The 26,940-nt window shown below is 37.9% G+C and carries 13 protein-coding genes and 6 pseudogenes; 8 read left to right on the forward strand and 11 right to left on the reverse strand.

Features of this window, described 5'->3' with window-relative positions; genetic code table 11:
- Window positions 1–2 precede the first annotated feature (2 nt).
- The 6 genes and pseudogenes from LZ575_RS11955 to murC all read right to left on the reverse strand — a co-directional run bounded on the left by LZ575_RS11955 (window position 3) and on the right by murC (window position 6,103).
- Window positions 3–1,409 (reverse strand): DUF5723 family protein, encoded by a 1,407-nt coding sequence (locus LZ575_RS11955; RefSeq protein WP_235324817.1) that lies wholly within the window; start codon window positions 1,407–1,409, stop codon window positions 3–5.
- Window positions 1,410–1,958, reverse strand: a complete 549-nt coding sequence (locus LZ575_RS11960; RefSeq protein ID WP_235324818.1) for a hypothetical protein — start codon at window positions 1,956–1,958, stop codon at window positions 1,410–1,412.
- A gap of 141 nt (window positions 1,959–2,099) precedes the next feature.
- Window positions 2,100–2,696, reverse strand: a pseudogene (locus LZ575_RS11965) (YjjG family noncanonical pyrimidine nucleotidase); the annotation flags it as partial.
- Window positions 2,683–3,972 carry a polysaccharide deacetylase family protein gene (locus LZ575_RS11970; RefSeq protein ID WP_235324819.1) on the reverse strand — a complete coding sequence of 430 codons (1,290 nt, stop codon included), beginning with the start codon at window positions 3,970–3,972 and terminating at the stop codon, window positions 2,683–2,685. The gene LZ575_RS11970 and the pseudogene LZ575_RS11965, both read right to left, overlap by 14 nt.
- Window positions 3,973–3,981: 9 nt before the next feature.
- Window positions 3,982–4,680: a RadC family protein gene (radC, locus tag LZ575_RS11975; RefSeq protein WP_235324820.1), complete on the reverse strand. Its 699-nt coding sequence runs from the start codon at window positions 4,678–4,680 to the stop codon at window positions 3,982–3,984.
- 57 nt (window positions 4,681–4,737) lie between these two features.
- Window positions 4,738–6,103 (reverse strand): annotated as a pseudogene (gene murC / locus LZ575_RS11980) (UDP-N-acetylmuramate--L-alanine ligase).
- Window positions 6,104–6,787: 684 nt separating this feature from the next.
- Between murC and LZ575_RS11985 the strand changes: the two are divergent.
- From LZ575_RS11985 to LZ575_RS11995, 3 genes are read left to right on the forward strand one after another with little or no spacing between them, the layout of a single operon-like run.
- Entirely contained in the window at window positions 6,788–12,184 is a 5,397-nt protein-coding gene (locus tag LZ575_RS11985; protein ID WP_235324821.1) for a gliding motility-associated C-terminal domain-containing protein, read from the forward strand.
- A 24-nt stretch (window positions 12,185–12,208) separates the two neighbouring features.
- Window positions 12,209–13,150, forward strand: coding sequence for a type IX secretion system membrane protein PorP/SprF (locus LZ575_RS11990; RefSeq protein WP_235324822.1), 942 nt, complete (start codon window positions 12,209–12,211; stop codon window positions 13,148–13,150).
- Window positions 13,151–13,164: 14 nt separating this feature from the next.
- Window positions 13,165–14,781, forward strand: a complete 1,617-nt coding sequence (locus tag LZ575_RS11995; RefSeq protein ID WP_235324823.1) for an OmpA family protein — start codon at window positions 13,165–13,167, stop codon at window positions 14,779–14,781.
- Between the two features lie 454 nt (window positions 14,782–15,235).
- Here the strand turns inward: LZ575_RS11995 and LZ575_RS12000 are convergent, their stop codons facing one another.
- The 4 genes from LZ575_RS12000 to LZ575_RS12015 all read right to left on the reverse strand — a co-directional run bounded on the left by LZ575_RS12000 (window position 15,236) and on the right by LZ575_RS12015 (window position 17,973).
- Entirely contained in the window at window positions 15,236–15,757 is a 522-nt protein-coding gene (locus tag LZ575_RS12000) for a DUF4136 domain-containing protein (RefSeq protein ID WP_235324824.1), read from the reverse strand.
- 61 nt (window positions 15,758–15,818) lie between these two features.
- Window positions 15,819–16,823 (reverse strand): GTPase ObgE, encoded by a 1,005-nt coding sequence (gene obgE, locus LZ575_RS12005; protein WP_235324825.1) that lies wholly within the window; start codon window positions 16,821–16,823, stop codon window positions 15,819–15,821.
- 38 nt (window positions 16,824–16,861) lie between these two features.
- The gene (locus LZ575_RS12010) at window positions 16,862–17,440 is read right to left on the reverse strand and encodes an adenylate kinase (protein ID WP_235324826.1); all 579 of its coding nucleotides are present in this window, start codon (window positions 17,438–17,440) and stop codon (window positions 16,862–16,864) included.
- A 2-nt stretch (window positions 17,441–17,442) separates the two neighbouring features.
- Window positions 17,443–17,973 carry a phosphoribosyltransferase gene (locus LZ575_RS12015; RefSeq protein ID WP_235324827.1) on the reverse strand — a complete coding sequence of 177 codons (531 nt, stop codon included), beginning with the start codon at window positions 17,971–17,973 and terminating at the stop codon, window positions 17,443–17,445.
- Between the two features lie 131 nt (window positions 17,974–18,104).
- Here LZ575_RS12015 and LZ575_RS12020 point away from each other — a divergent pair, with 131 nt between their 5' ends.
- From LZ575_RS12020 to LZ575_RS12035, 4 genes and pseudogenes are all read left to right on the forward strand, one after another.
- Window positions 18,105–19,262: a 5-(carboxyamino)imidazole ribonucleotide synthase gene (locus tag LZ575_RS12020; protein WP_235324828.1), complete on the forward strand. Its 1,158-nt coding sequence runs from the start codon at window positions 18,105–18,107 to the stop codon at window positions 19,260–19,262.
- 46 nt (window positions 19,263–19,308) lie between these two features.
- Window positions 19,309–19,795, forward strand: a pseudogene (gene purE, locus LZ575_RS12025) (5-(carboxyamino)imidazole ribonucleotide mutase).
- A gap of 240 nt (window positions 19,796–20,035) precedes the next feature.
- Window positions 20,036–22,061: pseudogene (locus LZ575_RS12030) on the forward strand (M3 family metallopeptidase).
- 94 nt (window positions 22,062–22,155) lie between these two features.
- Window positions 22,156–22,708: pseudogene (locus tag LZ575_RS12035) on the forward strand (sigma-70 family RNA polymerase sigma factor).
- Between the two features lie 247 nt (window positions 22,709–22,955).
- Here LZ575_RS12035 and LZ575_RS12040 read toward each other — a convergent pair.
- A complete protein-coding gene (locus LZ575_RS12040) occupies window positions 22,956–23,609 on the reverse strand; it encodes a hypothetical protein (RefSeq protein WP_235324829.1) in 654 nt (217 codons plus the stop codon).
- A 305-nt stretch (window positions 23,610–23,914) separates the two neighbouring features.
- On the opposite strand from LZ575_RS12040, the pseudogene gcvP reads away from it, so the two are divergent.
- Window positions 23,915–26,765, forward strand: a pseudogene (gcvP, locus tag LZ575_RS12045) (aminomethyl-transferring glycine dehydrogenase).
- Window positions 26,766–26,940 lie beyond the last annotated feature (175 nt).

Here is a 26,940-nt window from a genome sequence, read left to right on the forward strand (position 1 = left end):
AGTTACTTTTGAATTATTATCTGCATCCCAAATTGCAGAGACATACTTTGAGTTTTCGCCAGGTTAAAGTAGCCCAATAAATTATCTGCTGCAAGATAGATATTAAAAAATTTGAACTGGTTTGAAACCAATAGCCCAACATTTGTATAAGAAAAATCATCCAGGGTATAAGCGATTTTCATGCGGAGTCTTGAGGAGAATTTTTTATCGTAATAAGCTGAAAGTGCATATTTCATTCCCCTTGGCCTTTTTATTCCATGGAATTGAAAACCAACTAGATCTGTATGCCGCCTGTTAACGGGTTTGCGATAATCACACGGTGCAAAAGATTGGCCAAAACCATATTCAATAGAAGTATTTAATTTAAAAGGCCTCCAGGTAACATATTTTTCATGGAGAGTCTCATCAATTAAATGCATATCTACTTCATCCTCAAAGATATCCCAGTATCTAATAGTTTGTCCATTTGTGCCAACTTCCGGAAACAAAGGTTCAATTCCTGAGGTACTATAAGTACCATAATAAAGATAATTTTCAACATCCTGTTGCTGGAGTACAAAGCCAATATCCTGAACAGACCCTGTAGCTATAAAATCTTCATTTATGACATAGGTGGCACCTATATCAATTCCGGCTCCTATATTACCACCAAAGAAAGAACGCTTTAAAATTTCAGTTGTGCCTTCCTGCACGTTTTCAGAGTCACCTGATATGGAAGAGTATCCTGAAGTATTTATTCTTATATCCATACTTTCTACATGATGACTATAATAGTTAGGGCCTTCGGGAGTGCGGCGTGTTATAAACATCCCTCTATTATTGACACTTTCCACATTGAAGATCCCGGAATACAATTTTACCCTCCCACCTACAGTCCATTGCCTGTCCAGCTTTTTATTAAGTCCAATATGATAGACCACTAAGGCTTCCCCAGTAAAAGATACATGGGAAAAGTCAAAAGGAATATTGATGTAGGAAAAATTTCCCTCATTTACTAAAGTAGCGGGATCTTTAGGAAAATAAGCAAATAAGTCTATTTCCTGATAAATACCTGCTGAAAGATAGTGGTCCTTGTTTAACCTCCATCCTAGAGATAAAATTTCAAGTTGTAGCCGGGCCGTAAAATAATCCTGCTTGGTTAATCTTTTTATTGTATTGTAAACCCTGTCTTTAATATTGGAATTTGAAGCATCAAATATATCATGAACTGAAACACCCGAAGATCCTGCTGAAAAACTAAATTGTGAAAAAAAAGGGATCCCTATATGGCCGTCAAAATTTATTGAAGCACCGGGATTGCTCATCAAGGTCTGCGGCAATTCATCTACATTATATAACAGTTGTTTCTTCTGACCAGAGACCTGAACGAAAAGAAAAAAGATTAAACCTGTTATACATAACCTCATCATCTAAAATTCGAATGAAAATAAACCTTTAGAAGCAAAACTCAGGCTACCTTCAAAAGGATCCTGGCTGGGTAAAACTTCTATTTCCACTACCATTTTAATAGATCTTTTTATTATCTGGATCCTATCTTCTTCTATAAGATCTATTTTTTCGGTAATAGCAGGATTTAAGGAACTGCCTGCACCTATGAAAAAATCCAGGCTGTGTTGGGTATTATTATTTTCTGAAAGAAAAGAGATTTTATTTGAAAAGGCCTGCGGAAATGAGTTCTTATACTTAAAGCGGAATTCTACCTGTTGTAAATTGTCCTGGATATAATCATCATCCAGAAATTCGAGCCTTACCGTATCCCTTATTACAGTTCGTAACTGGCTAGTAATGGGATCAACAAAATCAACTTCATCAACATCGAAGATTAGCAGGTCTACCTGTAGCTTTGGCTCAAGGGCTATATCCTCTGCCTGGTCAAAATCTACATCTTTTACACAAGAAAGCATTCCAAAGACAACAAAAACTATAATTGCCGATTTGAAATATTTATAAAAAACCATTGGGGACGATTTTCCTATAACAAACGAAGATATAAATTCTTTATTGCTATAGGTATATCTTGAGGTCTTTTAACTTTTGAATACCAGGAGATTCCACATTATAATTATTGAGTTGGTAATAATCAAAAAAGATAGTTTTCATTCCCACATTTTCGGCCCCCATAATATCTGCCTCATAATTATCTCCAACCATTAAACTCTCTTTTGATAAGGCTCCTGCTTTTTCCAACGCCAGCTCAAATATTTTTTTTCCGGTTTTTTAACTCCGGCTTCTTCCGAAGTTGTTACCGTTTTAAAAAATACTGAAATTTTAGAGTTTAAAAGTTTAAGGTGCTGTACTTCTTCAAAACCATTGGTGATTACATGTAGTTCATACTTCTTGTTCAGATAATTTAAAACCTCAATTGCATCTTCTATCAAATTATTATAATCAGGAAGATATTTAATATAATTGGAAGCGAGATTCTCAATTACTTCCGGTGACATTTCCACCTCCATACAGTTAAAGCAATCCCTTAACCTACTAGTTCTAAGTGCCTCTTTGGAAATTTTATTCTCTCTGTACAATTTCCAGTAATTATTGTTAATGGGAATATATGTATGAAGAAAGTCAGGTAAATCTATAACGAGATTTTCCTGTTTGAAAATAGCTTCAAAGGTAAGTGCAGAGTTCCTGTCAAAATCCCATAATGTATGGTCGAGGTCAAAAAATATGTGCTTTATATTATCTAATATCATTTATTTGTCTTAGTAAGGAATAGTAATATTCCGGATCAGAATATGGAGAAAAATCGCGATTCTTAAATATCCCTCTAAATGTGCCATCAACTTTTTTCAATTCTCCTATTATACCTCCTAACTTACTTTTAATTTCGCCTTCTGATCTTGAATGACAAACCTGTGAATGAAATACGTAAGGATGAATGGTGAGTGGTGTGGTGACTTCCATATTTAAATCATAGAACAGGAAGGAACAACTTGTCCCCGCTCTAAATCCTATAGATTCTGGATAACCCATAGAATAATCATTTGGAATTTCCAGTTCATTTAAAAAGCCATAATGGGTTGGAAGGCTTAAATTATATTTAGGATTAATAACATTTTGTAAAGGACCATGAATTATATTTTCAAATCGTTTCTTTTCCTTCTTAAGAACCTCCTGCTCCTTTATTGCAAAATACCCTAGTCGAAGTCCCACCTGGGAGTAATCCGCTACATATTTAATGATGGATTTGTAGTTAAGCCTATTATGATTAATATTCTTGTCGTAAGCATTAAAATCACTAAGCTGAAACATAAAAACCATTTTTGTTTTATGTCGTTTTATAAAAAGAATTAGATCGTCAAATACATTATAAGGATCTTTTTCAATTCTCAATAACACCTTTATGCGATCCACTACCCGGGAAAATTTTAATTTCCCGATATCCATTATGGTACCTACAAGACTGCGCAGAAAACCTTTGTTTTTAAAATTGAAAACATGGCTTACTGAGATTATGGTAGTAGTCTCAAATTTTCGGTTTTTCCATTGAATATTTTCAAACCGTTCCTCCAGAATTTCTTTGAATTTATAAGCCCAGATTTCAACAACAGGAAACTCAAGTAGCCCTTCCTTGTATGCCAAACTTTCAGAAGCAGGAAAGCGACCAAAGTCATCCTTTACATGCGGCAGATATTCCTCATAACGGGAGAGCATATAAAAGGACGAAGCAAAAATGTCAAAAGGAAGATCACTATTTTCAGAAACAGAAAAAAAACATTTTGTCTCTCCCCAGGTTTGAACCTTCACATCTACATCACTTAATCCCTGCTCCAGGAGAAGTTCTACATTTTGAATAAAAAGCTCATTCCCAAGGCGTTTTTTTCCGTAAGAAAACTTAAGATCCTGGTGAGCAATGAATTCTTCAATTTTGGTTGTAAAATTAATATCCAATCCCAAAATTTGTGTACATACATGTTTAAAAGCATATATGATCCTTGGAGTAATTTTAGGAGTATAAATTAAAAGCATAATTTGTTATTACAAGATCCCTTCGTCGGCGAAACTAAAATAGGATTTTTCAGTTACAATAATATGATCGAGAACCCTTATATCAAGACTTTCTGATGCTGTTTTTAACTTTCGGGTAAGCTGTTTATCTGCTTCACTGGGATTTAAGTTTCCAGAAGGATGGTTGTGCGCCAGGATGAGAGAAACAGCGCCCAGTTCCAGGGCTTTTCGAAGGGTAACCCTCACATCTACAAGAGTCCCGGTAATTCCTCCTTTACTTATTTGATACTGCTCAATGACTTTATTAGCATTATTAAGATAAAGTATCCAGAACTCCTCATGATCCAGTTCTCCCAGGACAGGTTGTAAAATTTCGAAAACCGAACTGCTTGAGCTAATTTTCACTTTCTCAAGCGCCTCTTCACTTCTTCGCCTTCTTCCCAACTCCATTGCGGCCAGTATAGTAACAGCTTTTGCTTCCCCAATCCCCTTGAACTTCATTAATTGCTGAAGAGAAAGTTTCCCAAGATGGTTTAAGTTGTTATTTGTGGTTGAGAGAATTCTTCTGCTTAAATCTACTGCACTTTCCTTACTATTACCTGTACCAATTAAAATGGCTATAAGTTCTGCATCGCTAAGGGCCAGCTTCCCTTTTTGCATAAGTTTTTCACGTGGTCGATCTCCTGAAGACCAGGTTTTAATTGATAATGATGCTTTCTTTTCCTCCATTGAAAAGCCTAGGTTTCTGTTAAAGATAAAAAATTGAAGAGGAATAAAGGGAATTATTTATTGGCTATCACCAACCCAGCGGGTAATATCATCAAAGTTTAAACCTCCATAGTTTCCACTACTCATAAGCAGTACTGCGGCATTCGTGTAATTAAGGCTCATCAAATATTCTTTAAAATTTTCAGGCCGGGTAAATACCTTTAAATTGTCACTACTAAAAGCCTCCTTAATTTGCTCTTCGGAAATAGGCATCATTTTTTTTGCCTTTAAAGCTTCAGGAGAGAAAAACACAACAGCCTCATCTGCTGGTGCCAGTGTATTTTTGTATTGAGATAAAAAGGCCGGATTAAGACTACTATAGGTATGTAGTTCAAGACAGGCAAAAAATTTCTTATCGGGAAATTGTTCCTTTACAGCAAGGGTCGTAGCTTTTACTTTAGAAGGACTATGGGCAAAATCTTTGAAAACTACTGTAGATGGTGTTCTCACTATATTTTCCAATCTTTTTGAAGCACCTTTAAAGCTTGCAATTGCCTCATAAAAATCATCTTCATCCACACCCATGTGTTGACATATCCATTTTGCTCCGGAAAGATTGCTTAAATTATGTGAACCAAACACCTGAATAGGCATTTCACCTTCGGGGGTATCCAGAACCGTTAGACCATCTTCATTTCTGTATTCAGGAATATAATAAGGATGTTTTCTTATTTGGTTTGTAGTCTCCTCAGCAAGATCCACCAGCTGCCTGTCCTCCCCGTTAAAGACGAGAATACCGCCACTAACAATTGAATCAATAAAAATCCTGAACTGTTCCAGATAGCTCTCTTCCGTAGGAAAAACATTTATATGATCCCAGGCAATTCCGCTTAAAAGAGCAATATTCGGTTTATATAAATGAAATTTAGGACGTCGGTCAATTGGGGAGGAAAGATATTCATCTCCCTCCAGTAAAATAAAATCATTCTCTTCTGTTAGCTGTACCATATTTTCAAAACCTTCTAATTGCGCGCCCACCATATAATCTATATTGCGGTGGTGGTACTTCATCACGTGAAGAATCATTGAGGTTATAGTTGTTTTACCATGAGAGCCCCCCAATTACGACCCGGGTTTTATTTTTGGATTGTTCATACAAAAATTCAGGATAGGAATATATTTTCAGCCCCATCTCCTGAGCCCTCGCAAGTTCAGGATTATCCTCCCGTGCGTGCATTCCTAATATAACACCATCTAAAGATTTTTTAATTTTTTCGGGAAACCATCCTGATTGGTGCGGGAGTAGTTCGGCTTTCTCTAATCTGGATTTTGATGGTTCATAAAAAGCGTCATCGCTGCCGGAAATTGTATATCCCTGTTGATGTAAAGCCAGGGCAAGATTGTGCATTGCACTTCCACCTATAGCTATAAAATGAAGTCTCATAAAGTAAAAAATTTAGCCAAAGATAGGAATCTGGAGGGAAGGAAAGAAAGCGAAAATTAAGCTTAAAAGCTATAAGCAAGATTATTAAATAACGTGATCAAAAAAAATTGAAATAATCACATTACCTCTCAACAATTGTCTTAAAATCTAAAAATTAAGGAGGTGTAAAAACAAAAAAAATTCCTAAAATTTAGACTCTTCTCGTACTAAAAAAATGATAAAATAGCCAACGAAGCTTCGATCAACGGTACGAAAGAACTGACATCTCGCAGTATTAATAAATGCTTTTGACAGAACATTGTTCATTTTATTTCATCCAATTAACTTATTCTATCTGCTGAAAATTGAATAAAATAAGCGAATCATTAATTTTAAGCTAACTTCTTGATTTTAAAATTCTTGGTATGGTTAAAAGAAATACCTGTGGAGCCCCCTTCTTAACCCACTTTTCATCCTTACAATTTGTTATTGACAGGAATTTATAAGCAAAATTCCTCTCCTGCCACAGAATTCTTACCATATTGTAGGTTTTTCCTACATTTTAACCAAAGATTAACCAAAACAAAAAGACTTGTTAAATTATTGCTTAAAATGTCCTGCATTGTAGAAAATTATTCCAATATTTGCGTAGCCTATTATGGCTTCTTTTCAATGAATTCTAATGTCAAATTTAACACCTAGCCTATGCAAAATTTTACTTTAAGGAAGAGAGGGATATCTATGCTCCTTTTCGCCCTTATTTTATTAACCACGAGTTTTCCTTCCTTCGCACAGGAAAACTGCCCCACCGTAACTAATGAAGAACAGAGTTTCTGTTACTTAGCAACGGTTAGTGACCTGGAAGCGAGTGGCGATGCCTTACGATGGTATCGAACACTCGAGTCAACTACACCAATTCCTGAAAATGAACTGCTTCAGGATGGAAATTATTACGCAGGTAACGCTAACGGAACCTGCACAACCCGAAGACTTGTTGAGGTGACTGTAGATAATTACGGCGCACCTACCACACAGTTCGGAGTTATTTTTCAACCTTGTGAATTTGGAGAAAGCGACAACAGTACTGTTGGCGATCTTATTGCTTTGGTACAGGGAAATAATGTAGAAATTTATACTGAAGAGTATTCAGGTAACCCACTACCATCAAGTACTGTACTTGAGGATGGGATGAGCTACTTTGCAGGTCAAAGAAATCCTAATACCAATTGTCCTACAAGTAGATTGGCCTTACGATATGATCCTGTATTAGCTTTGGCTCCAACAGGTGATGATACTCAAACTTTTTGTCCTGAAGCTACTGTTGCCGATCTTCAGGCGCAGGCTACGAGCCCAAATACGCAAGCCTTTAGATGGTATAGCACACTTACATCAAACCCGGCATTAAGTCCATCAACTCCCCTGGTAAACGGTGAGGTCTATTATGCAAGCCAAATTGTGAATAGAAGTAATTCTTCTCTTCCTCCGTGCGAAAGTCAGGATAGATTTAAAGTTACTGTAACTATTCAGGAACCTTTTGCAGGTGCACCTAATACAGGAATTGTTTGTGAAAGTGATGTACTGGAAACATTTGAAAGTATTGATGCAATTAACAATTATCTCCTTGACCTATTAGAGGAAGGAGTTCCTACTAATGGTACTTTTAATCCAACAGCACAACAACTTGCTCAACAATATCAAAATGATGCTGATGGATTAGGTGATTTTACCACTACTTACACTGTTGCAAGCGGTGACTGTCCTGCATCTGTGGATTTAACTATAAGTATCGTCGCTGCAGAAGAAGCAAACGCTAGCGAAGACCGCGAACTCGAATTCAATGTAAGTGAAGGTGATCAAAACCTTTTCACATACCTTTCAGAAGGTGCTAATCCTAATGGATATTTCGAAAATTATCCAGAGGGAATTTTTAATCCTTCTGAAGAAGGTGCTGGAATCTATACAGTAAACTATATTGTTGATCCTTCCATTGCTTGTGTAACAGGTACAGATGAGGCACTATTTACAATTACCGTAATAGATTGTGAAGCAAACGCTGGTGCTGACGTGAATGCGTCCCTATGTTCTTCTCAAGTTGAAGAATTTATTGCAAATCCTGCTTTAGCTTTAGCATTTTTTGGAAACCTGATTGATGAAAATGTTGATCAAACAGGGACTTTCGATCCCTCTCTTCAGTCAATTGCCGCACAATGGTCAACTAATCCTATTGGAACCTTTACTACAACTTACACCGTAGGAGAAGGAGATTGTCAGGATTCAGCTGTTATTACTATAAACGTTACCGATGGTAGTACTGTAAATGCGGGAGCTGACAATACAGGTGTTGTTTGTGAAACCGATGTTCTTTCTACTTTCCCGGATTTTCCTGCAATAAGGAATTATTATATTGGATTGCTTGAAGAAGGTGTTCCTACAAATGGAACTTTTGAACCTACAATGGAAGAGTTGGCTGCTAATTACCAGGCAGACAATGACGGATTGGGTGACTTCACAACTACATATACTGTAGGAAACGGAGAATGTACAGACTCTGTTGAACTTACTATTTCAGTTGTTCCGGCAGAGCCTGCAACTACTGGTGAAATTGCAGATACTTCAATATGTACTTCTGAAGATACTATCAATCTTTTTAACTTTTTATCCGAAGCCAATACGATGGGCGGAAATTTCTACCAGAATGGTGAAATGATCGCAAATGGCTCGCTTATAGTTTCTGAAGGAGAATATACAATTACTTACACAGTATCTGAAGCTGATCCTGCAACTTGCTTATCAGGAACTGCTTCAACTACCTTTGTTCTTACTTTAAATCAAGGGGATGCCTATGCTGGTGAAGATGGTAGTGTTACTTTGAACGAAAGTGATGCTCCTGTTAATTTAATGGATTACTTAGGAGGAACTCCCGAAATGGGTGGAACCTGGAGTAACGGAGACGGATCTTTTGACCCGGCTACAGATGCTGCAGGAGTCTACACCTATACTGTAGGAACTGAACCTTGCCAGGACACAGCTACCGTAACCGTAACTATTAACACAGTAACAGACCCAACTTGTCCAATTGACGCAGGTAATCCTGGAATGGCAGTAGTTTGTTCTGCTGACGTAATTCCCACCTTCCCAAGTGTAGACGAAATAAGAAAATATTACTTAAACCTTCTTGACACAGGAGTAGCCAGAAATGGTACTTTCAATCCAACTCCACGTCAAATTTCTGAGCAATATCAAGCAGACCCAGATGGTCTTGGTGATTTCACTACTACCTATACAATTACAAACGGTGACTGTTCAGATTCAGTTGAATTAACTGTAAGAGTTGTAGAGTCTGCAAACGCAGGTACAAATGGAAGTGTGACTTTAAATGAAGATGACGCAGCTGTGAACTTATTCGACTATTTAGGAGGAACTCCTGATGTGGGTGGAACCTGGAGTAATGGCAACGGAACTTTTGATCCGGCAACAGATGCTGCAGGAGTTTATACTTACACTGTTGGAACTGAATCTTGTCAGGCTACAGCTACCGTAACTGTAACCGTAAACACCGAAACAGATCCTACCTGTACAATAGATGCAGGTGATGATGTAAATGTTCAATTATGTACTGCACAGGTAGAAGACTTTATAGCTAACCCTGCCTCAGCGGCTGAATTTTTTAGCTCTTTAATTGATGAAGATATTGACCAGACAGGAACATTTAATCCTACATTGGAGACCATTGTAGCACAATGGATGTCAAATCCTGTTGGCACCTTTACTTCAACTTACACTTTGACTGAGGAAGATTGTTCCGATTCAGCTACAATTACATTAGTTGTAACTGAAGGTGGTGCGAATGCTGGTGAAAATGGTTCTGTTACTTTGAATGAAAGTGATGCTCCTATTAATTTAATGGACTACTTAGGAGGTACTCCTGATATGGGAGGAACCTGGAGTAATGGAGACGGATTTTTTGACCCGGCCACAGATGCTGCTGGAGTCTACACCTATACTATAGGAACTGAACCTTGCCAGGATGCAGCTACTGTAACTGTAACTGTAAACACTGAAACAGATCCTACCTGTAATGCAGGTACTCCGGGGATAGGAGTAGTTTGTCTTGCTGATGTAAATGCTACCTTCCCTAGTGTTGACGAGATAAGAAAGTATTATCTAAACCTTCTTGACACAGGAGTAGCCAGAAATGGAACTTTTAATCCAACTCCCCGTCAAATTTCGGAGCAATATCAGGCAGATTCAGACGGTCTTGGTGATTTCACTACTACCTATACAATTGCAAACGGCGACTGTTCAGATTCAGTCGAATTAACTGTAAGAGTTGTAGAATCTGTAAACGCAGGTACAAATGGAAGTGTGACTTTAAATGAAGATGACGCAGCTGTGAACTTATTCGACTATCTAGGAGGAACTCCTGATGTGGGTGGAACCTGGAGTAATGGCAACGGAACTTTTGATCCGGCAACAGATGCTGCAGGAGTTTATACCTATACTGTAGGAACTGAATCTTGCCAGGCTACAGCTACCGTAACTGTAACCGTAAACAACGAAACAGATCCTACCGAGTGTGAGGATGTGATAAGTGCAGGAGGTGACAAGAGTATTGAAGTTTGTAATTCTCAAGTAAGAAATCTTAGAGATAACGGTGTAAGAAATCTTTACATCAGCCTACTCGATGAAGGTGTTCCAACAAATGGAACCTTTAATCCTACTGTTGCTGAGCTTATAGCCCAATACAACATTGTGAGCAATTATGGAGATTTTACTACAACTTACACCGTAGTGAGTGGAGACTGCCAGGATTCTGCAGTACTTACAGTAACTGTTTTAGAAGCTAACGACGCGGGAGAGGACAGAAATATTACTTTCTGTAATACCCAGGAACCTGTAAATCTTTTTGATTACTTAAGTCCTTTTGCAACTACAACAGGAACTTTTATTGGTTATGAAGACGGTATGTTTGATCCGGCTACTGCAGATGCGGAAACTGTAATTACCTATGAAGTTGAGGAAGATGACTCTGAATGTTCAGCTAACAATTTCACGGCAGCATTTACAATAACTGTAGCAGAACCTCAGGATGCGAATGCTGGAGGTGACAGGGTTGTGAACATTTGTCTTGATGATACTGAAGAAGTTGACCTATTCTCAATACTTGGTGAAGGTGCTTTAATGACTGGGTCATTTAGTGCTCCTTACGAGGATGGAATGTTTGATCCTGTAGCCGAAGGTGAAGGTGAATATGTTATCACTTACACAGTAGACGAATCGTCTTGTGCTATCGGAACTGATACTGCTACTCTCACAATTAGTGTTGGTGGATCACAATCTCAAGCTCCGGTAGCTGATGCAGAACAATTCTTCTGCTTAAGCGAAGGTGCTACTGTAGCTAATCTTGTTGCGACAGGTGGAGCTGAAGATACAATTGTTTGGTATACTGATGCTGAACTAACCACTGAAGCCGATCCTACTACAGCCCTTGTGACTGACGCTGTTTACTATGCAGTTGCAGTGAGTGAGAACGCTTGTGCACCTTCAGAAGCTGTAATGGTTACTGTTACTTTGGAAGACTCTGTAGCACCAACTATTCCTAATTTAGGAAATGAGTTCTGTCGTCAGGACAATCCTACTGTTCAGGATTTAATGACCCGACTTAATGGAAGCGATGTTCGTGTGTATACCAGTTCAACAGGTGGTACAGCTTTAGTAAGCACAACAGCTCTTGAAGATGGAATTACTTACTACGCAACATCTACAGATGCAACTGTAGGATGTGAGAGTACCGAGAGATTACTAGTAAATGTTATCGTTGGTTTCTGCGGAATTCCGGAAGGATTTTCACCAAATGGAGACGGTACCAATGATACTTTTGAAATTCCAAATATCAGAAGAGACTATCCTAACTACAACATCGAAATTTATAATAGATGGGGTAACATGGTATACAAAGGTAACCAGGACTGGGATGGAGTGTCTAATCAATCCACTACTTTAGGTGACGAAGTTCTACCAGCAGGTGTGTACTTCTACATCTTGAATTACAACGATGGACAAACTTCCCCTGTTCAGGGCAAAGTATACTTAAGTAGATAATTTAAAGGATAAACATAGAACGAAATGAAAAACACAATAATTAAATATTTAATCTTTACGGGCATTATCCTTTTTTCTATCAAAGGTATAGCTCAACAAGACCCCCTCTTCACTCAGTACATGTATAACATGAGTGTTATTAACCCTGCTTACGCTACCGACAATCCTGGTATGCTTAATTTGGGTGGGATTTATAGATCACAATGGGTAGGAATTGACGGTGCTCCAAGCACCGCCAGTTTCTTTGCTCACACTCCCTTAAGTGAACGAGTAGAAGTAGGTTTATCTATAGTACACGACGAAATTGGAGATGTTATTAAAGAAAATAACATTACAGCCGATTTTGCTTATGTACTTCCACTGGACGATAACAACAATAAATTGTCTTTTGGTGTGAAAGCTGGTATAACCACTTTTGACGGAAACATTTCCAGATTGGAAACAAATCAACCTAATGACCCTGCTTTCCAGGATATTAGTGAGCTGTTCCCTGTTTTTGGAGTTGGGGCTTTCTGGTTTGGAGATAACCATTATTTAGGGATATCTGCACCTAACCTTTTTACTTCTAAACATTTAGAAAATGAGCAGGGTCTAAAAGCACTTGGAGAAGAGAACGTTCACTACTTCCTTACAGGAGGTTATGTATTTGATCTTTCCAACGACTTTAAACTTAAGCCTGCTTTTATGGCTAGAGGTGTAGAAGGCGCTCCTTTAAGTGTTGACATAACTGCAAACGTATTAATGTTCAACAGGCTTGAAGCTGGAATAGGTTACAGGTTGGATGAGTCCGTTACAGGTCTAATTAATTTTGCTGTAACACCGGGATTACGTGTAGGGTATGCTTATGATTATACAACTTCCAACCTTGGAAACTATAATGACGGCACTCACGAATTCCTGTTATTATTCGATTTAGATCTATTCGGATTATCGAAAGGATATGATAAATCACCTAGATTCTTCTAAAAACCAGAGACAACATGAAAAAATTATATAGTTCAATATTAATTATCCTTATAAGCTTTTCCGCTTTCGCACAAAGTGACTTAAAGAAAGGAAATCGCTTCTTTGCTCAAAGAGCATATGTAGATGCGGCCGAAGCTTATGAGAAAGTATCCAACAAGGACAAAGAAGTTCTTCAAAATCTGGGAGACTCCTATTTCTTTACAAATCAAATGGGAAGTGCTGCCGAGGTTTACAGAACTTTATTTCTTAGACACGAAGCAGAAGTAGCTCCGGAATACCGTTTTAGGCTGGCTCACTCTTTAATGGCTACTGGCCAAACTGAAGATGCTGATGAGCATTTTACAGAATACTTCGGTAAGGAATTTAACTTCGAAAAGTTCAGAAAAGAACTTGATACTACAGTATCGCACGTATACACGACAGATCAAATTATGAATAATGCAGCTTCAGCCGATTTTGGAATTGCTTTTTATAACGATCAGGTAGTATTTGCGTCAACAAGAAATCAGGAAAGACCAATTTACCCATGGAACAAAAGGCCAACTCTTGATCTTTACATTGCTGATATGAGTGATGAGGGCGAACTGAGTGGTATAGTTTTATTCCCGGGTGATATTAACACAGATACTCACGAGAGTTCTGCTACTTTCAGCCAGGACGGAATGACCATGTATTTTGACCGTACTAATGACAAAAGGGTTAAAGATGAAAATGATGAGAAAGTAGCCCACATTAGCATTTACCGTGCACAGAATGTGAATGGCAACTGGACCAATGTTGAAGTCCTACCTTTTTCAAGTGAAGAATATTCTGTAGAACATCCAAGCTTAAGTGCCGATGGTACAAAACTTTACTTTGCCAGCGATATGCCTGGTTCATTAGGATCTTTTGACATCTATGTTGTAGACGTAAATGCCGATGGAACTTTTGGAACACCTACAAACCTTGGACCTGGAGTAAACACTGCACATAGAGAGCAATTTCCTTTCATTAGTGAAGAGGATGTTCTTTACTTCTCTTCAGACGGACATCCTGGTTTTGGTAACCTGGACGTTTACAGAACTGAAGGTGATTTTACTGAAGTAAAAAATATTGGTACATCAGCTAACAGTGCTTTTGACGATTTCGCATTTGTTATTCGTGAAGGACAGGATGAAGGATTCTTTGCTTCTAACCGTAGAGGTACAGATAACCTTTATACTTTTACAAGAGAAGATTATACTCCTCCTGTAGTTGAAATCGATGACAGAGAAACTAATCCTGAAACAGGAAGACAACAATTGAGAGACGTTGGTAATATCTACTTTGATTTTGATAAAGCAACCATTAAACCAGAGTCTGAACCTACTCTTAATAAAGTTGCAGACATCATGAAGAAGTATCCAACTCTTAAAATAGAAATAGGATCACATGCTGATGCAAGAGGAACTGATAAATACAACATGGATCTTTCTGAAAGACGTGCGGCATCAACTCTGGAATACCTGGTAAGCCAGGGAATAGAAAGAGAAAGATTGACCTCTAAAGGATATGGCGAAACAATGCCATTAAACGACTGTACAAAACCAACAGGATGTACAAATGAGCAATATGCGCGAAACAGGCGTAGTGAGTTCACTATTATGAACTAGCAAGTTGCAACTAACTAACCAACCAAAGAAAAAGCTCCGGAAAACCGGAGCTTTTTTATTTCTACATTAGTCGAAAAATCTTCTTTCAGTACTTAGACCCGCCACAGCAGGTTAATCCCATTACACTTAAATTAATAGACACCACGTGGCAGAACTTTTAATGCCAGCAAACACTATAGAACATCCAGAGAAGATGTAATTGAAAACCATTTCTGTTCCAATTCCTAAATGGGTTGAATAAAGGCGGAATAATAAAACTTCCCAGGATTAACCTGACCAAAGCTCAGGATATAGACGATCAGCACCTGTCTATTCGCATTATTCAATTTGCCAGGAGATTCACTCTTGCAGAGGTTTTGTGCAGGAAAACACCAAATAAGGTTTAGATAAAATCGTACCAGCAATAGGCATCTCTCCTTTCCAGCAAGATTAAACTAAGCAAATAAAAAGAGTTTTATTTTTTTGGAGGATAACCTTCCAGGGCTTCTTCTACCATAGCTCTCAACTGTTCTTCCCGCTTTTGAGGAGAAGCATTTAGATTAAACTTTGAGTCTACTATAGCCTGCCATATTAAAGAATCGCTGTTAGCATCTATAAAGTCAAAAGTTATCCTGAGATAAGTCTCCGGACCTCCAATTGGTATTCCGCCGGAAATTCCCACTCCCATGTTTCCTCCCCCACCTCCAACTCCAACTCCCAGGCTGTTCCTGCTGGCAGTTTCATATTGGTTTGTATAAAAATTTACGTATATCTGAGGACTTTCAGCAGAAGTAAAACCTTCTTGTGCCATCTCTTCGGAAAGAATTCCTAAAAGACGCTGCTCATCAAGTTGATTTAAATTTGAAACTAAATCGGGATATATTCCGTAGGTTTTTAATTCAGAAAAATCTACTTTTTCATCATAATCAAAAACAGCTTTAGGAGTATTACAGGAAGTAACAATAGCAAGTAAAGCAAAATATTTGAAAATTTTCATAAGACCGAATTTTCCTAAAGTTAAGCAAATTTCGTTCCTACTATTTCCTGCTTAACAGTTTTTAAACTTGCTTATTCAGCATTTCCCACAGTTTATCCTTTAATTGTGTAAGCCCCTGTTGGGCCACGGCAGAAATAAACATATAAGGAGCATTAAGATTTTCATCAAGCTCTGCCTTCAACTCGGTTTTTAACTCCTCATCGAGCATATCGCTTTTTGAAATTGCAATTAATCTGTCCTTGTCGAGCATTTCAGGATTGTACCTGCGAAGCTCGTCTAAAAGGATTTCATATTGCTTTACAATATCTTTCGCATCGGCAGGAATAAGAAACAGCAGCGTTGAATTTCGTTCAATATGCCTTAAAAAGCGATGGCCAATCCCCTTACCTTCCGCAGCTCCTTCAATAATCCCTGGTATATCGGCAACTACAAAAGTTTGATAATCTCTATACTCTACAATACCTAAATTCGGTTTAAGAGTGGTAAATTCGTAATCGGCTATCTTGGGTTTGGCCGCGGTAATTACAGATAATAAAGTTGACTTCCCAGCATTTGGAAAACCAACCAATCCCACATCTGCCAGAATTTTAAGTTCAAGAGTAATGTCTTTCTCCTCGCCCTCAATTCCAGGTTGCGCATAACGAGGAGTTTGATTAGTAGAAGTTTTGAAATGGCTGTTACCTAATCCTCCTTTACCGCCCTCTGCGACAATTAATTCCTGGCCATCCTCAGTAATTTCATGTAGAATTTCCTGCGTTTCAGTGTCTCTTATCACTGTGCCCAATGGCACTTCTATATACTGGTCACCTCCATCGGCCCCGGTACTGGTTTGTTTACCTCCGTGTTCCCCGTGCTCTGCACGAATATGGCGTTTAAACTTAAGATGAAATAATGTCCAGAGATTTTTGTTACCTTTTAGTATTACGTGTCCTCCACGTCCACCGTCACCACCATCTGGTCCTCCCTTTGCAACATATTTTTCCCGCCGCAAATGAGCAGAGCCCTGTCCTCCTTTTCCGGATGCCACATGTATTTTTACATAGTCAACAAAATTCCCTTCAGTCATTTTTCTATACTTTATTTCTTCTTTGCGTAGATAAGCTCTTAGTTCTTTAAAGAATCTATTACAGCACTAACTCTTTGTGTGATATCATTAATTGATCCTACTCCATCTACACCATAATACTTATCCTGCTTAAGATAATACTGCTTCAGGATTGCAGTCTCTTCATAATAAACTTTTATTCTGTTCCTAATAATTGACTCGTCTGCATCATCTTGCCTTCCGGAAGTTTTTCCTCTTTCCAGCAATCGTTGCACAAGTATTTCATCATCTACTTCCAAAGCAATCATTGCAGAAACTTCGGTATTCTTTTTAGCTAATAGATTAGAAAGAGCTTCAGCCTGAGCAGCTGTACGGGGAAACCCATCGAAAATAAAACCTTTGGCTCCCGGAGCCTGATCAACCTCTGCTTCCAACATACTAATAGTTACATTGTCGGGCACCAGCTGTCCTTTATCCATGAAAGATTTAGCATTAACCCCCAGTTCCGTTTGATTTTTTATATTATACCTAAACACATCTCCTGTGGAAATATGTACCAGTCCATACTTTTCTTTTAAAACGTTAGCCTGGGTTCCTTTTCCTGCACCCGGAGGTCCAAACAGTACTATATTTATCATAATTATTCTTTTAATTTATATACCTGCGTGAGATTACGACCAAGTCCATTGTAATCTAACCCGTAACCCACGATGAAGTCATTTGGGATTTCCATACCCACAAAATCTATGGGATAAGATTTTTTATAAGCGTGTGGCTTTAAAAATAAAGTAGCGATTTTATAACCTGAAACTTCCATGTCCATTAAAATTTTGTCAATTGCAGCCAAAGTATTTCCGGTATCGACAATGTCTTCAATTATCACTACTTCTCTACCTTTTAAATTCTGCGTTAGTCCAAGCAAGGTTGAAACATTTCCAGTTGTAGATGTTCCTTCATATGAACCTAACTTCACAAAATTCACCTCACAATCTGCAGGGAAACGCTTAATAATTTCTGAAGCAACCAAAAAAGCGCCATTTAAAATTCCCAGAAAAACTAAGATCTTTCCTTCATATTCTCTATTAATTTCTTCCGATATCTTACTTATAGAATGAAGGATCTCTTCTTCTGAAATAAAAGGAGTAAACTCTAAGTCGTGGAGCTGAATCAATCTTAATGAATTTAAAGGCTCAAAGATAAGGATTCTAAACAATTTGAACCTCTAACAAATTGACCGATTTATCCCTGAATACTTCGTGAATCCATCTTAAAAAATTAATTTTGCTTAAACCAGTAAATTAAATGATCAACTATTTTTCTTCTGACTTTAAATTGGGAATTCTGGGAGGAGGGCAATTAGGCAAAATGTTGCTTTATGAAACCCGTAAATTTGATATCCAGACTTTTGTTATAGATCCCAGTAATGAAGCTCCCGCAAAAATTTCAAGTAATAATTTTAGCCAGGGCGATTTAATGGATTTTGATACTGTGGTTGAATTCGGTCGAAAAGTAGATATCCTCACTTTTGAGATAGAAGCAGTAAATGTGAGGGCTCTGGAACAGCTGGAAAAAGAAGGTATAAAAGTTTATCCTTCAGCCAGTACACTTCAAAAAATTCAGGATAAAGCTGTTCAAAAGGAGTTTTTTAAGGATCACAATATTCCTACCTCTTCCTTTAAGACCTTTTTTACAAAAAATGACCTGCTGGACGAGGTGAGGAGAGGAAGTATTAAACTCCCCTTTGTATGGAAAAGTGCTACCGGAGGTTATGATGGTCGTGGTGTTATGATTATTAAGAATGAGGAACAACTAAATGATATTCCAAATACCAAGTGCATAGCTGAAGATTTAGTGCCATTTAAAAATGAACTTGCCGTTATTGTAGCGAGAACTCCAGGCGGGGAGGTGAAAACTTATCCTGTAGTAGAAATGGAATTTCACCCAACCGCCAACCAGGTGGAATACGTGATATGTCCTGCGAGAATAGAAGAAGAGGTGGCAACCCGCGCCAGGAACTTAGCCGAAAGAGTTTCAAAAGCTTTTGAGCACGTAGGCCTCCTGGCGGTAGAAATGTTTCAAACAAACGAAAATGAAATTCTTGTAAACGAAGTGGCTCCCAGACCTCATAACAGTGGGCATTATAGTATTGAGGCCAGTTATACCAATCAATTTGAACAGCACCTAAGAGCGATTCTCAACCTTCCCCTTGGGGAGACGGCAAGTAAAGCAGGGGGAATTATGGTAAATCTTACTGGGGAAGAAGGCCACTCCGGACCCGTTGTTTATCAAAACATTGAAGAAATTATGAGAATGCCGGGCGTGACACCTCATATTTATGGAAAAAAATTAACCAGACCTTTTAGAAAAATGGGGCACGTGACAATCGTTAATCCAGATCTTAATATCGCTCGCGAGATTGCCGAAAAAGTAAAAGATTCCATAAAAGTAATAACCAACTAACCTCCCGATTAAATTTAGCGGTTAGGATAGTAAACTTAAAGAAGACATGAGTAAAGTAGCTATAATTATGGGAAGCACCAGTGATCTACCCGTTATGCAGGAAGCAATCGATGTTTTAAAAGGTTTTGATGTTGAAGTAGAGGTAGATATTGTCTCTGCCCACCGTACACCTGACAAACTATTTGACTATGGTAAAAATGCACATAATCGAGGCATTCATGTTATTATTGCAGGTGCAGGTGGTGCAGCTCATTTACCGGGGATGATCGCCTCACTCTCTCCTCTTCCCGTTATAGGCGTCACCGGTAAAATCAAGTAATTCTATAGATGGGTGGGATTCCATTCTTTCTATTTTACAAATGCCCGGCGGAGTTCCTGTAGCCACAGTAGCTCTAAACGGTGCAAAAAATGCCGGAATCCTGGCTGCGCAAATAATTGGTGCGACTGATAAATGTATGCGGGACAAGATCCTGATCTATAAAGAAGGGTTGAAAGAGAAAGTAATTGAAGGAGCTAAAACCTTAAATAAATAAAAAAGCCACGCATTGCGTGGCCCGAGAGTAGTACCTTTTGTCTTTGAATTATAATTTATTAACCATTCTAAATATAATAACCTAAACCATCAAGTAACTACCTTTTTTGTGTTAACCTTTTATTATCATAAATAATGTCGAAATATACATAATTTCCTGTAATTGACCGATGTTTTTTGACTCTTATCGATAAAAAAAGTTGTTTTTACAGTATTTCGTTCAAAACTATTATTAAAAAATATGAATCCACTTCTTAAAAAATTTGAGACCGCTCCTTTTTCTGCAATAAAAACCGAACATTTTAAACCCGCTATATTGGAGTCGATTAAACTTGCTAAAGAGGAAATTGAGCAAATCGTCAGCTCTCAGGAAACCCCTGACTTTAAAAATACTATTGAAGCTTTAGAATTTTCGGGACAACAACTGGATTTGGTAACCAACATATTTTTTAATCTTAACTCCGCAGAAACAAACGAAGAAATTCAAAAGATAGCTCAGGAAGTTTCCCCTGTTCTCTCTGAATTTAGAAATGATATAATTCTTAACAAAGAACTTTTTTCCAAAGTAAAAGTGGTTTACAAGAGCAGGAAAAATCTGGATCTAAATCCGGAGCAAACTACTCTTTTGGAAAAAAAATATAAAGCCTTTTCCCGAAACGGCGCCAATTTGCCAGAGGATAAACAAAAAGAACTAAGGGAAATAGACAAACAATTGTCTTCTCTAAGCCTAAAATTCGGAGAAAATGTCTTAGCTGAAACAAATAAGTTTGAACTTCATATTACAGATGAGGCAAATCTAGACGGTCTTCCTCCCGAAGCACGGGAAGAAGCAAAAGAAGTAGCAGTTGAAAAAGGAAAAGAAGGCTGGATCTTCACATTAGACTATACCAGCTATATCCCATTCATGAAATATTCTGCAAACAGAGAATTAAGGAAAAAACTTGCACTTGCCTTTGGTTCAAAGGGTTTTCATAATGACGAACTTGATAACCAGGAGAACGTTTTAAAAATAACCAGTTTAAGATATCAACGTGCCCATCTACTGGGTTTTTCTTCCCACGCTGCTTTTATTTTAGAAGAAAGAATGGCAGAAAGCCCGGAAAAAGTAGAAGGTTTTCTGGCTGAACTTTTGGAAAAAGCTAAACCTGCCGCAAAAAGGGAATATAAAGAATTGGAAAATTTCGCAAGAGATCTTGACGGAATAGACAAATTGCAAAAATGGGATGCTTCCTACTATGGTGAAAAACTAAAGCAGAAGTTGTATGATGTAGACGATGAAAAATTAAAACCATACTTCCCGCTTCACCAGGTTATAGAGGGAGTCTTTACAGTCTCCAATAAACTTTATGACCTCAACTTTCAAAAAACAGTAGATGTAGACGTTTACCATCCCGATGTTATTACTTACAGGGTTACCGACGGTGAAGGCAGGGAAGTGGCTCTTTTATATGCCGATTTTCACCCTCGCCCGGGGAAGAGAGATGGTGCCTGGATGACAGTCTATCGATCTCAACAAATACAGGACGGCAAAAATGAAAGACCTCATATTTCTATTGTTTGTAATTTCACAAAACCCACTAAAACCACTCCTTCCTTATTAACTTTTAATGAGGTCACCACACTTTTCCACGAATTTGGTCACGCCCTGCATGGAATGATGGCTAATACCACCTATCCGGGTCTTTCAGGAACCAGCGTATACTGGGATTTTGTCGAATTACCCAGCCAGGTTTTAGAAAACTGGTGCTATGAGCAGGAATCCCTGAAGCTGTTTGCCAAACATTACAAAACAGGAGAAGTCATTCCTGAAGATCTAATTAAAAAAATTAAAGATGCGGCCAATTTCCAGGAAGGTATGTCGACGCTTAGGCAAATAAGTTTTGGACTTCTTGATATGAGCTGGCACGCAATTGATCCTTCAAGAGTAAGGAAGGTAAAAGCTCATGAAGATGAAGCTTTTAAACCAACTAAACTTTTTCCTGAAGTTCCTGAAAATTGTATGAGCACCTCCTTTTCCCATATTTTCCACGGCGGTTATTCTGCTTAGTTATTATTCTTATAAATGGGCAGAAGTTCTTGATGCCGATGCTTTTGAATATTTTCAGGAAAAAGGGATATTTAACAGGGAAGTAGCTCTTAAATTCAAAGAAAATGTCCTATCCAAAGGAGGAACAGAACACCCAATGACTCTTTACAAACGATTCCGGGGAAAAGAACCTGAACCGGAAGCTCTTTTAAAACGTGCGGGACTTATAGAAAAAGTTTAAATCTTAAATCTTAACCGCCTTTAAAAATCGGGAATGGTTTAATATCTTTTCGTACCTTCTTTTTATTAAATTTGAAGATACTCTTTAAACGCGTATGTCTACAAATGAAATTGATCCCACCCGGTGGGTCGATAAATATTCAGATTATCTCTTCAATTACACCATAGTTAGGGTAAATGACAGGGATATTGCCAATGACTTAATTTCGGAAACATTTTTGGCTTAGCCTTAAATCAATGAAAAATTTTAAAGGCGAAGCATCTGAACGTACATGGCTTATTTCAATATTAAAAAGAAAAATTATAGATCATTATCGCCGGATTAATTCTAATAAAGGACGTGCAGAAGTACGGATTAATTACAGTGATGATGAAAATGAAGGAAACTGGCTTGAAGAACAGGCACCCGACAGATTTGATATGACTGCCGAAGACATCATGGAAAATGAAGAACTTGGCCTTGCAATTCTTGCCTGTATGGATACACTCAATGAAAAACAGGCAAAGATCTTTAAAATGAAAACAATTGAAGATTTTGATACTGAAGCTATTTGTAATGAGTTTAATATCACTCCGTCTAACCTTTGGGTAATTATTCACAGGGCCCGCGTTGCCCTTGCTGAATGTTTAGAAAAAAACTGGTTCTAATATGAGTAAATTGAGATCAATTTTTATTGACTGTGCTGAAGCTAATCATTGTTGCGATAAGGCCCAGTATGAAGAAGCTTCTTTGGGGGAAAAGATAAAGATCCACATTCACAACTTATTTTGTAAGGGTTGCAGGAAATACACCCGGGATAACAAAAAACTTTCAGCTCTTGTTAAAAAAGCTAATTTGAAGAGCTGCTCTGAAAACGAAAAAAAAGTGTGGAAAGAAAAAATTAAAAAGGAATACTCAAAATAATTTTTGAAGAATCAGTAGAATGATCAACCAGTAAACCGGAATTGCTTCCACCCAAAAGGATGCAAAATACTGGCTTTGACGAATTGAGGATCTTTTTAAAAATCCTGCTATAATTAAGATTACAATTAATAGACTTAGTACATAATCCATTTCCGTTTCCTCCTTGAGAAACTCGGGAAGTAACGCAAATCCTAATAAAATACCACCCAAAAATTTTGTGGCAGATACGCCCAGGAGCTGAGGCATAGTTCCCAATTGAGCCATATCATACCTCAAATCCCGAATTTCAAAGGGCAGAATTACTGCGAGAATTAAACAGAATCTTTGAAAAAGTTCTAAGACAACATCTCGTGAAAAGCTTAATTCATATAAAGCAAGGGGCATTAAGATAGTTACTGCCGTTACCACAAAAGCAATTACAAAGATTTTTAATCCCGGCAGGCCGCGCAAACTTCTCCTTTCACTAAAAACAGGTACAGCATAAAGGATCGTAAAGAAGGCCATTACTCCGGCAATCACTATAATTTGAAAAGGCTGGTATAATAATGACCACAAGAGGCCAAGAAAAATGAAGAAGGAAAAAATTTGAATTATTCTTACGTTTCTGGCAAGGCTTAGATGATGAAGTTTTGCAATACTAAGCATACTTTATAAAATTATATCCAGTAACTGAAGCTAAAAATATAAAGACCAGCAATCCACGATCTATGGGAATTTTAAAATTAAGAAATGTTACAGCAGTAAAAGAAACTATAGCGACAGAAACGTGGATACTGCTGTTTATATAGAAGTCTAAAATTTTGTTGAAATAGCCTCTCATAAATTCCCGGTAGAATTGAAATAAAAAGGCCCCATAACTCTATAAAATCTTAACATCCGCAAGTACCTAAATTGTAAAAATTTACGTTTAAAATACGTAATTTCGCACCACAAAATACAACTATATTTTAATGAGAACAGATTCTTTTGCCCTACGACATATTGGTCCTGACGAAGATGAACTTAAAGACATGCTTTCCACTATAGGTGTCTCTTCTTTAGACCAACTAATTTACGAGACATTACCTGATGATATTAAACTTAAATCTCCATTAAACCTTGCTCCTGCTCTAAGTGAAAATGAATATGCAGAACATATAGGAGAATTAGCGGGATTAAATAAAGTTTTTAAAACATATATAGGACTGGGTTATAATCAGGCTATATTACCCGCTGTAATTCAAAGAAATATTCTTGAAAATCCGGGATGGTACACTGCCTACACTCCCTACCAGGCAGAGATCGCCCAGGGAAGACTTGAAGCTTTATTGAACTTCCAAACTATGGTTAGTGACCTTACAGGGATGGAACTTGCCAACGCTTCTCTTCTCGATGAATCTACTGCAGCGGCAGAAGCCATGGCCTTATTGTTTGCAGTGAGGGAAAGGGATCAAAAGAAAAATGAAGTCGTAAAATTCTTTGTATCAAATGAAGTCCTGCCTCAAACCATTTCTTTACTAAAAACCAGGGCTCTTCCTTTGGGAATTGAACTAATTGTGGGAGATCATAATTCATTTTCTTTTTCTGAAGACTTTTTTGGAGCCATTATTCAATATCCCGGAAAATCGGGAGTTGTATATGACTATTCAAAATTCGTATCGGGATGTAAAGATGCCCAAATAAAAATTGTTGTAGCTGCAGATATTTTGAGCCTGGTACGGCTACAGGCTCCTGGAGAGTTAGGTGTAGACGTTGTTGTTGGCACCACCCAGCGCTTTGGAATTCCTTTAGGTTATGGTGGTCCTCACGCCGCTTATTTTGCCACAAAGGATGAATACAAACGCAGCATTCCCGGGCGTATAATTGGAGTAACGAAAGACCTAAATGGAAACCGCGCGCTTCGCATGGCGCTTCAAACAAGGGAACAGCATATAAAAAGAGATAAAGCCACTTCCAATATTTGTACTGCACAGGTACTTCTTGCTGTAATGGCTGGAATGTATGCAGTATATCATGGCCCTAAAGGATTAAAATATATTGCAGACACTGTTCACTCTTCTGCAGTTACACTTGAAGCTAAACTGAAAGAACTTGGATTTGAGCAATTAAATGCTACTTACTTTGATACTCTTCAAATAAAAGCAGATGCTAAAGCTATAAAGCCTATTGCTGAAAATCACAAGATCAATTTTTATTATCCTGATGCTGAAACGGTGGTGATAGCTTTAAATGAAACCACAAACATTCCTGATCTCAACCGGATTGTTTCAGTTTTCTCTGAACTAGCAGGTAAAAAGGTAAATGACATTGATAAGCTAAAAGAAGGAACCAGTATTCAGGAGGAAGTAGAAAGAAAACGTCCATTTCTTACCAATGAAGTCTTCAATTCCTACCATTCAGAAACAGAATTGATGCGTTACATCAAAAAACTAGAACGAAAAGATCTTTCTCTTAACCACTCCATGATTCCTTTAGGATCATGTACAATGAAGCTCAATGCGGCTTCAGAAATGCTTCCTCTAAGTGATCCTCAATGGGGGAATATGCATCCTTTTGTACCAATAGAACAGGCAGAAGGATATCAGAAGGTATTGAAAAAGCTGGAGGAACAACTTACTGAAATCACTATGTTTTGCAGGAACTTCACTTCAGCCTAATTCAGGAGCTCAGGGAGAATATGCAGGTTTAATGGTCATTAGAGCCTATCACGAATCTCGAGGTGAAGCTCACAGAGATGTGTGCCTAATCCCCTCCTCTGCTCACGGCACAAATCCTGCTTCAGCAGTTATGGCAGGAATGAAAGTAGTGGTAACAAAAGCTACCGCAGAAGGCAATATTGATATAGATGATCTAAGGGAAAAAGCCTTAAAACACAAGGACAATCTCGCAGCATTAATGGTTACTTATCCTTCTACTCACGGTGTTTTTGAATCTTCTATAAAAGAAATAACAAAACTCATTCACGATAACGGCGGCCAGGTATATATGGATGGCGCCAATATGAATGCACAGGTAGGATTAACCAATCCCGGCGCTATTGGTGCTGATGTTTGCCATCTTAACCTGCACAAGACTTTTGCAATACCTCATGGAGGTGGAGGACCTGGAGTAGGTCCTATTTGTGTAGCAAAGCAGCTACTTCCATTTTTACCCGGAAATCCCGTAATTAAAACGGGAGGTGAAGAAGCAATAACAGCCATTTCATCTGCTCCCTGGGGATCGGCATTAGTATGTCTTATTTCTTATGGGTATATCACGATGCTGGGAAGCAAAGGAATTAAAAAGGCTACAGAGTATGCTATTCTTAACGCCAATTACATAAAAGCAAGGCTAAAAGATCATTATCAAACGCTTTATTCAGGAGAAAGAGGAAGAGCAGCTCACGAAATGATAGTAGACTGTCGTCCATTTAAAAACAATGGGATAGAAGTGGTAGATATTGCCAAACGTTTAATGGATTATGGATTTCACGCACCTACTGTATCCTTTCCTGTAGCAGGAACTTTGATGATAGAACCTACTGAAAGCGAAAGTAAGGCAGAGCTGGATCGTTTTTGTGATGCTTTAATTTCCATAAGACAGGAAATCAACACCTCATCTACCAACGATGAGAATAATATATTAAAAAATGCACCTCATACAATGGCTATGTTAACTGCGACAAATTGGGATTTTCCATATTCCCGGGAGCAGGCAGCATTTCCTTTAGACTATATTGCAGATAATAAATTCTGGCCATCAGTAAGAAGAGTTGATGACGCGTATGGAGACAGAAACCTTATTTGTACCTGCGATCCTATTGAAGAATATATGGAAGCTTAAAGAGAGGGCGTGTTATACGCCCTTTTTTGATATCCTCAGTTTTTTCAGCAAAAGACAAAGATTTTTAATCGTATTTTGAAAAGATATGATGATCTTCCAGTCTTCCGAAATTAAAAGAAAACTGTGGCTTTGAATTAATTGGTTTTTACTATTTTAGTTAAAAGAATCACAAATT

Origin of the sequence: Antarcticibacterium sp. 1MA-6-2, assembly GCF_021535135.1 — a bacterium.
Classification (GTDB): domain Bacteria; phylum Bacteroidota; class Bacteroidia; order Flavobacteriales; family Flavobacteriaceae; genus Gillisia.

Bases quoted from the DNA above. Each gene is read 5' to 3' on its own strand.
- LZ575_RS11970 (WP_235324819.1), bottom strand. From the start codon at position 3,972: ATGCTTTTAATTTATACTCCTAAAATTACTCCAAGGATCATATATGCT.
- radC (WP_235324820.1), bottom strand. From the start codon at position 4,680: ATGGAGGAAAAGAAAGCATCATTATCAATTAAAACCTGGTCTTCAGGA.
- LZ575_RS11995 (WP_235324823.1), top strand. From the start codon at position 13,165: ATGAAAAAATTATATAGTTCAATATTAATTATCCTTATAAGCTTTTCC.
- LZ575_RS11960 (WP_235324818.1), bottom strand. From the start codon at position 1,958: ATGGTTTTTTATAAATATTTCAAATCGGCAATTATAGTTTTTGTTGTC.
- LZ575_RS12040 (WP_235324829.1), bottom strand. From the start codon at position 23,609: ATGCTTAGTATTGCAAAACTTCATCATCTAAGCCTTGCCAGAAACGTA.
- LZ575_RS12010 (WP_235324826.1), bottom strand. From the start codon at position 17,440: ATGATAAATATAGTACTGTTTGGACCTCCGGGTGCAGGAAAAGGAACC.
- LZ575_RS11955 (WP_235324817.1), bottom strand. From the start codon at position 1,409: ATGATGAGGTTATGTATAACAGGTTTAATCTTTTTTCTTTTCGTTCAG.
- LZ575_RS11985 (WP_235324821.1), top strand. From the start codon at position 6,788: ATGCAAAATTTTACTTTAAGGAAGAGAGGGATATCTATGCTCCTTTTC.
- LZ575_RS12020 (WP_235324828.1), top strand. From the start codon at position 18,105: ATGATCAACTATTTTTCTTCTGACTTTAAATTGGGAATTCTGGGAGGA.
- LZ575_RS12000 (WP_235324824.1), bottom strand. From the start codon at position 15,757: ATGAAAATTTTCAAATATTTTGCTTTACTTGCTATTGTTACTTCCTGT.
- obgE (WP_235324825.1), bottom strand. From the start codon at position 16,823: ATGACTGAAGGGAATTTTGTTGACTATGTAAAAATACATGTGGCATCC.
- LZ575_RS11990 (WP_235324822.1), top strand. From the start codon at position 12,209: ATGAAAAACACAATAATTAAATATTTAATCTTTACGGGCATTATCCTT.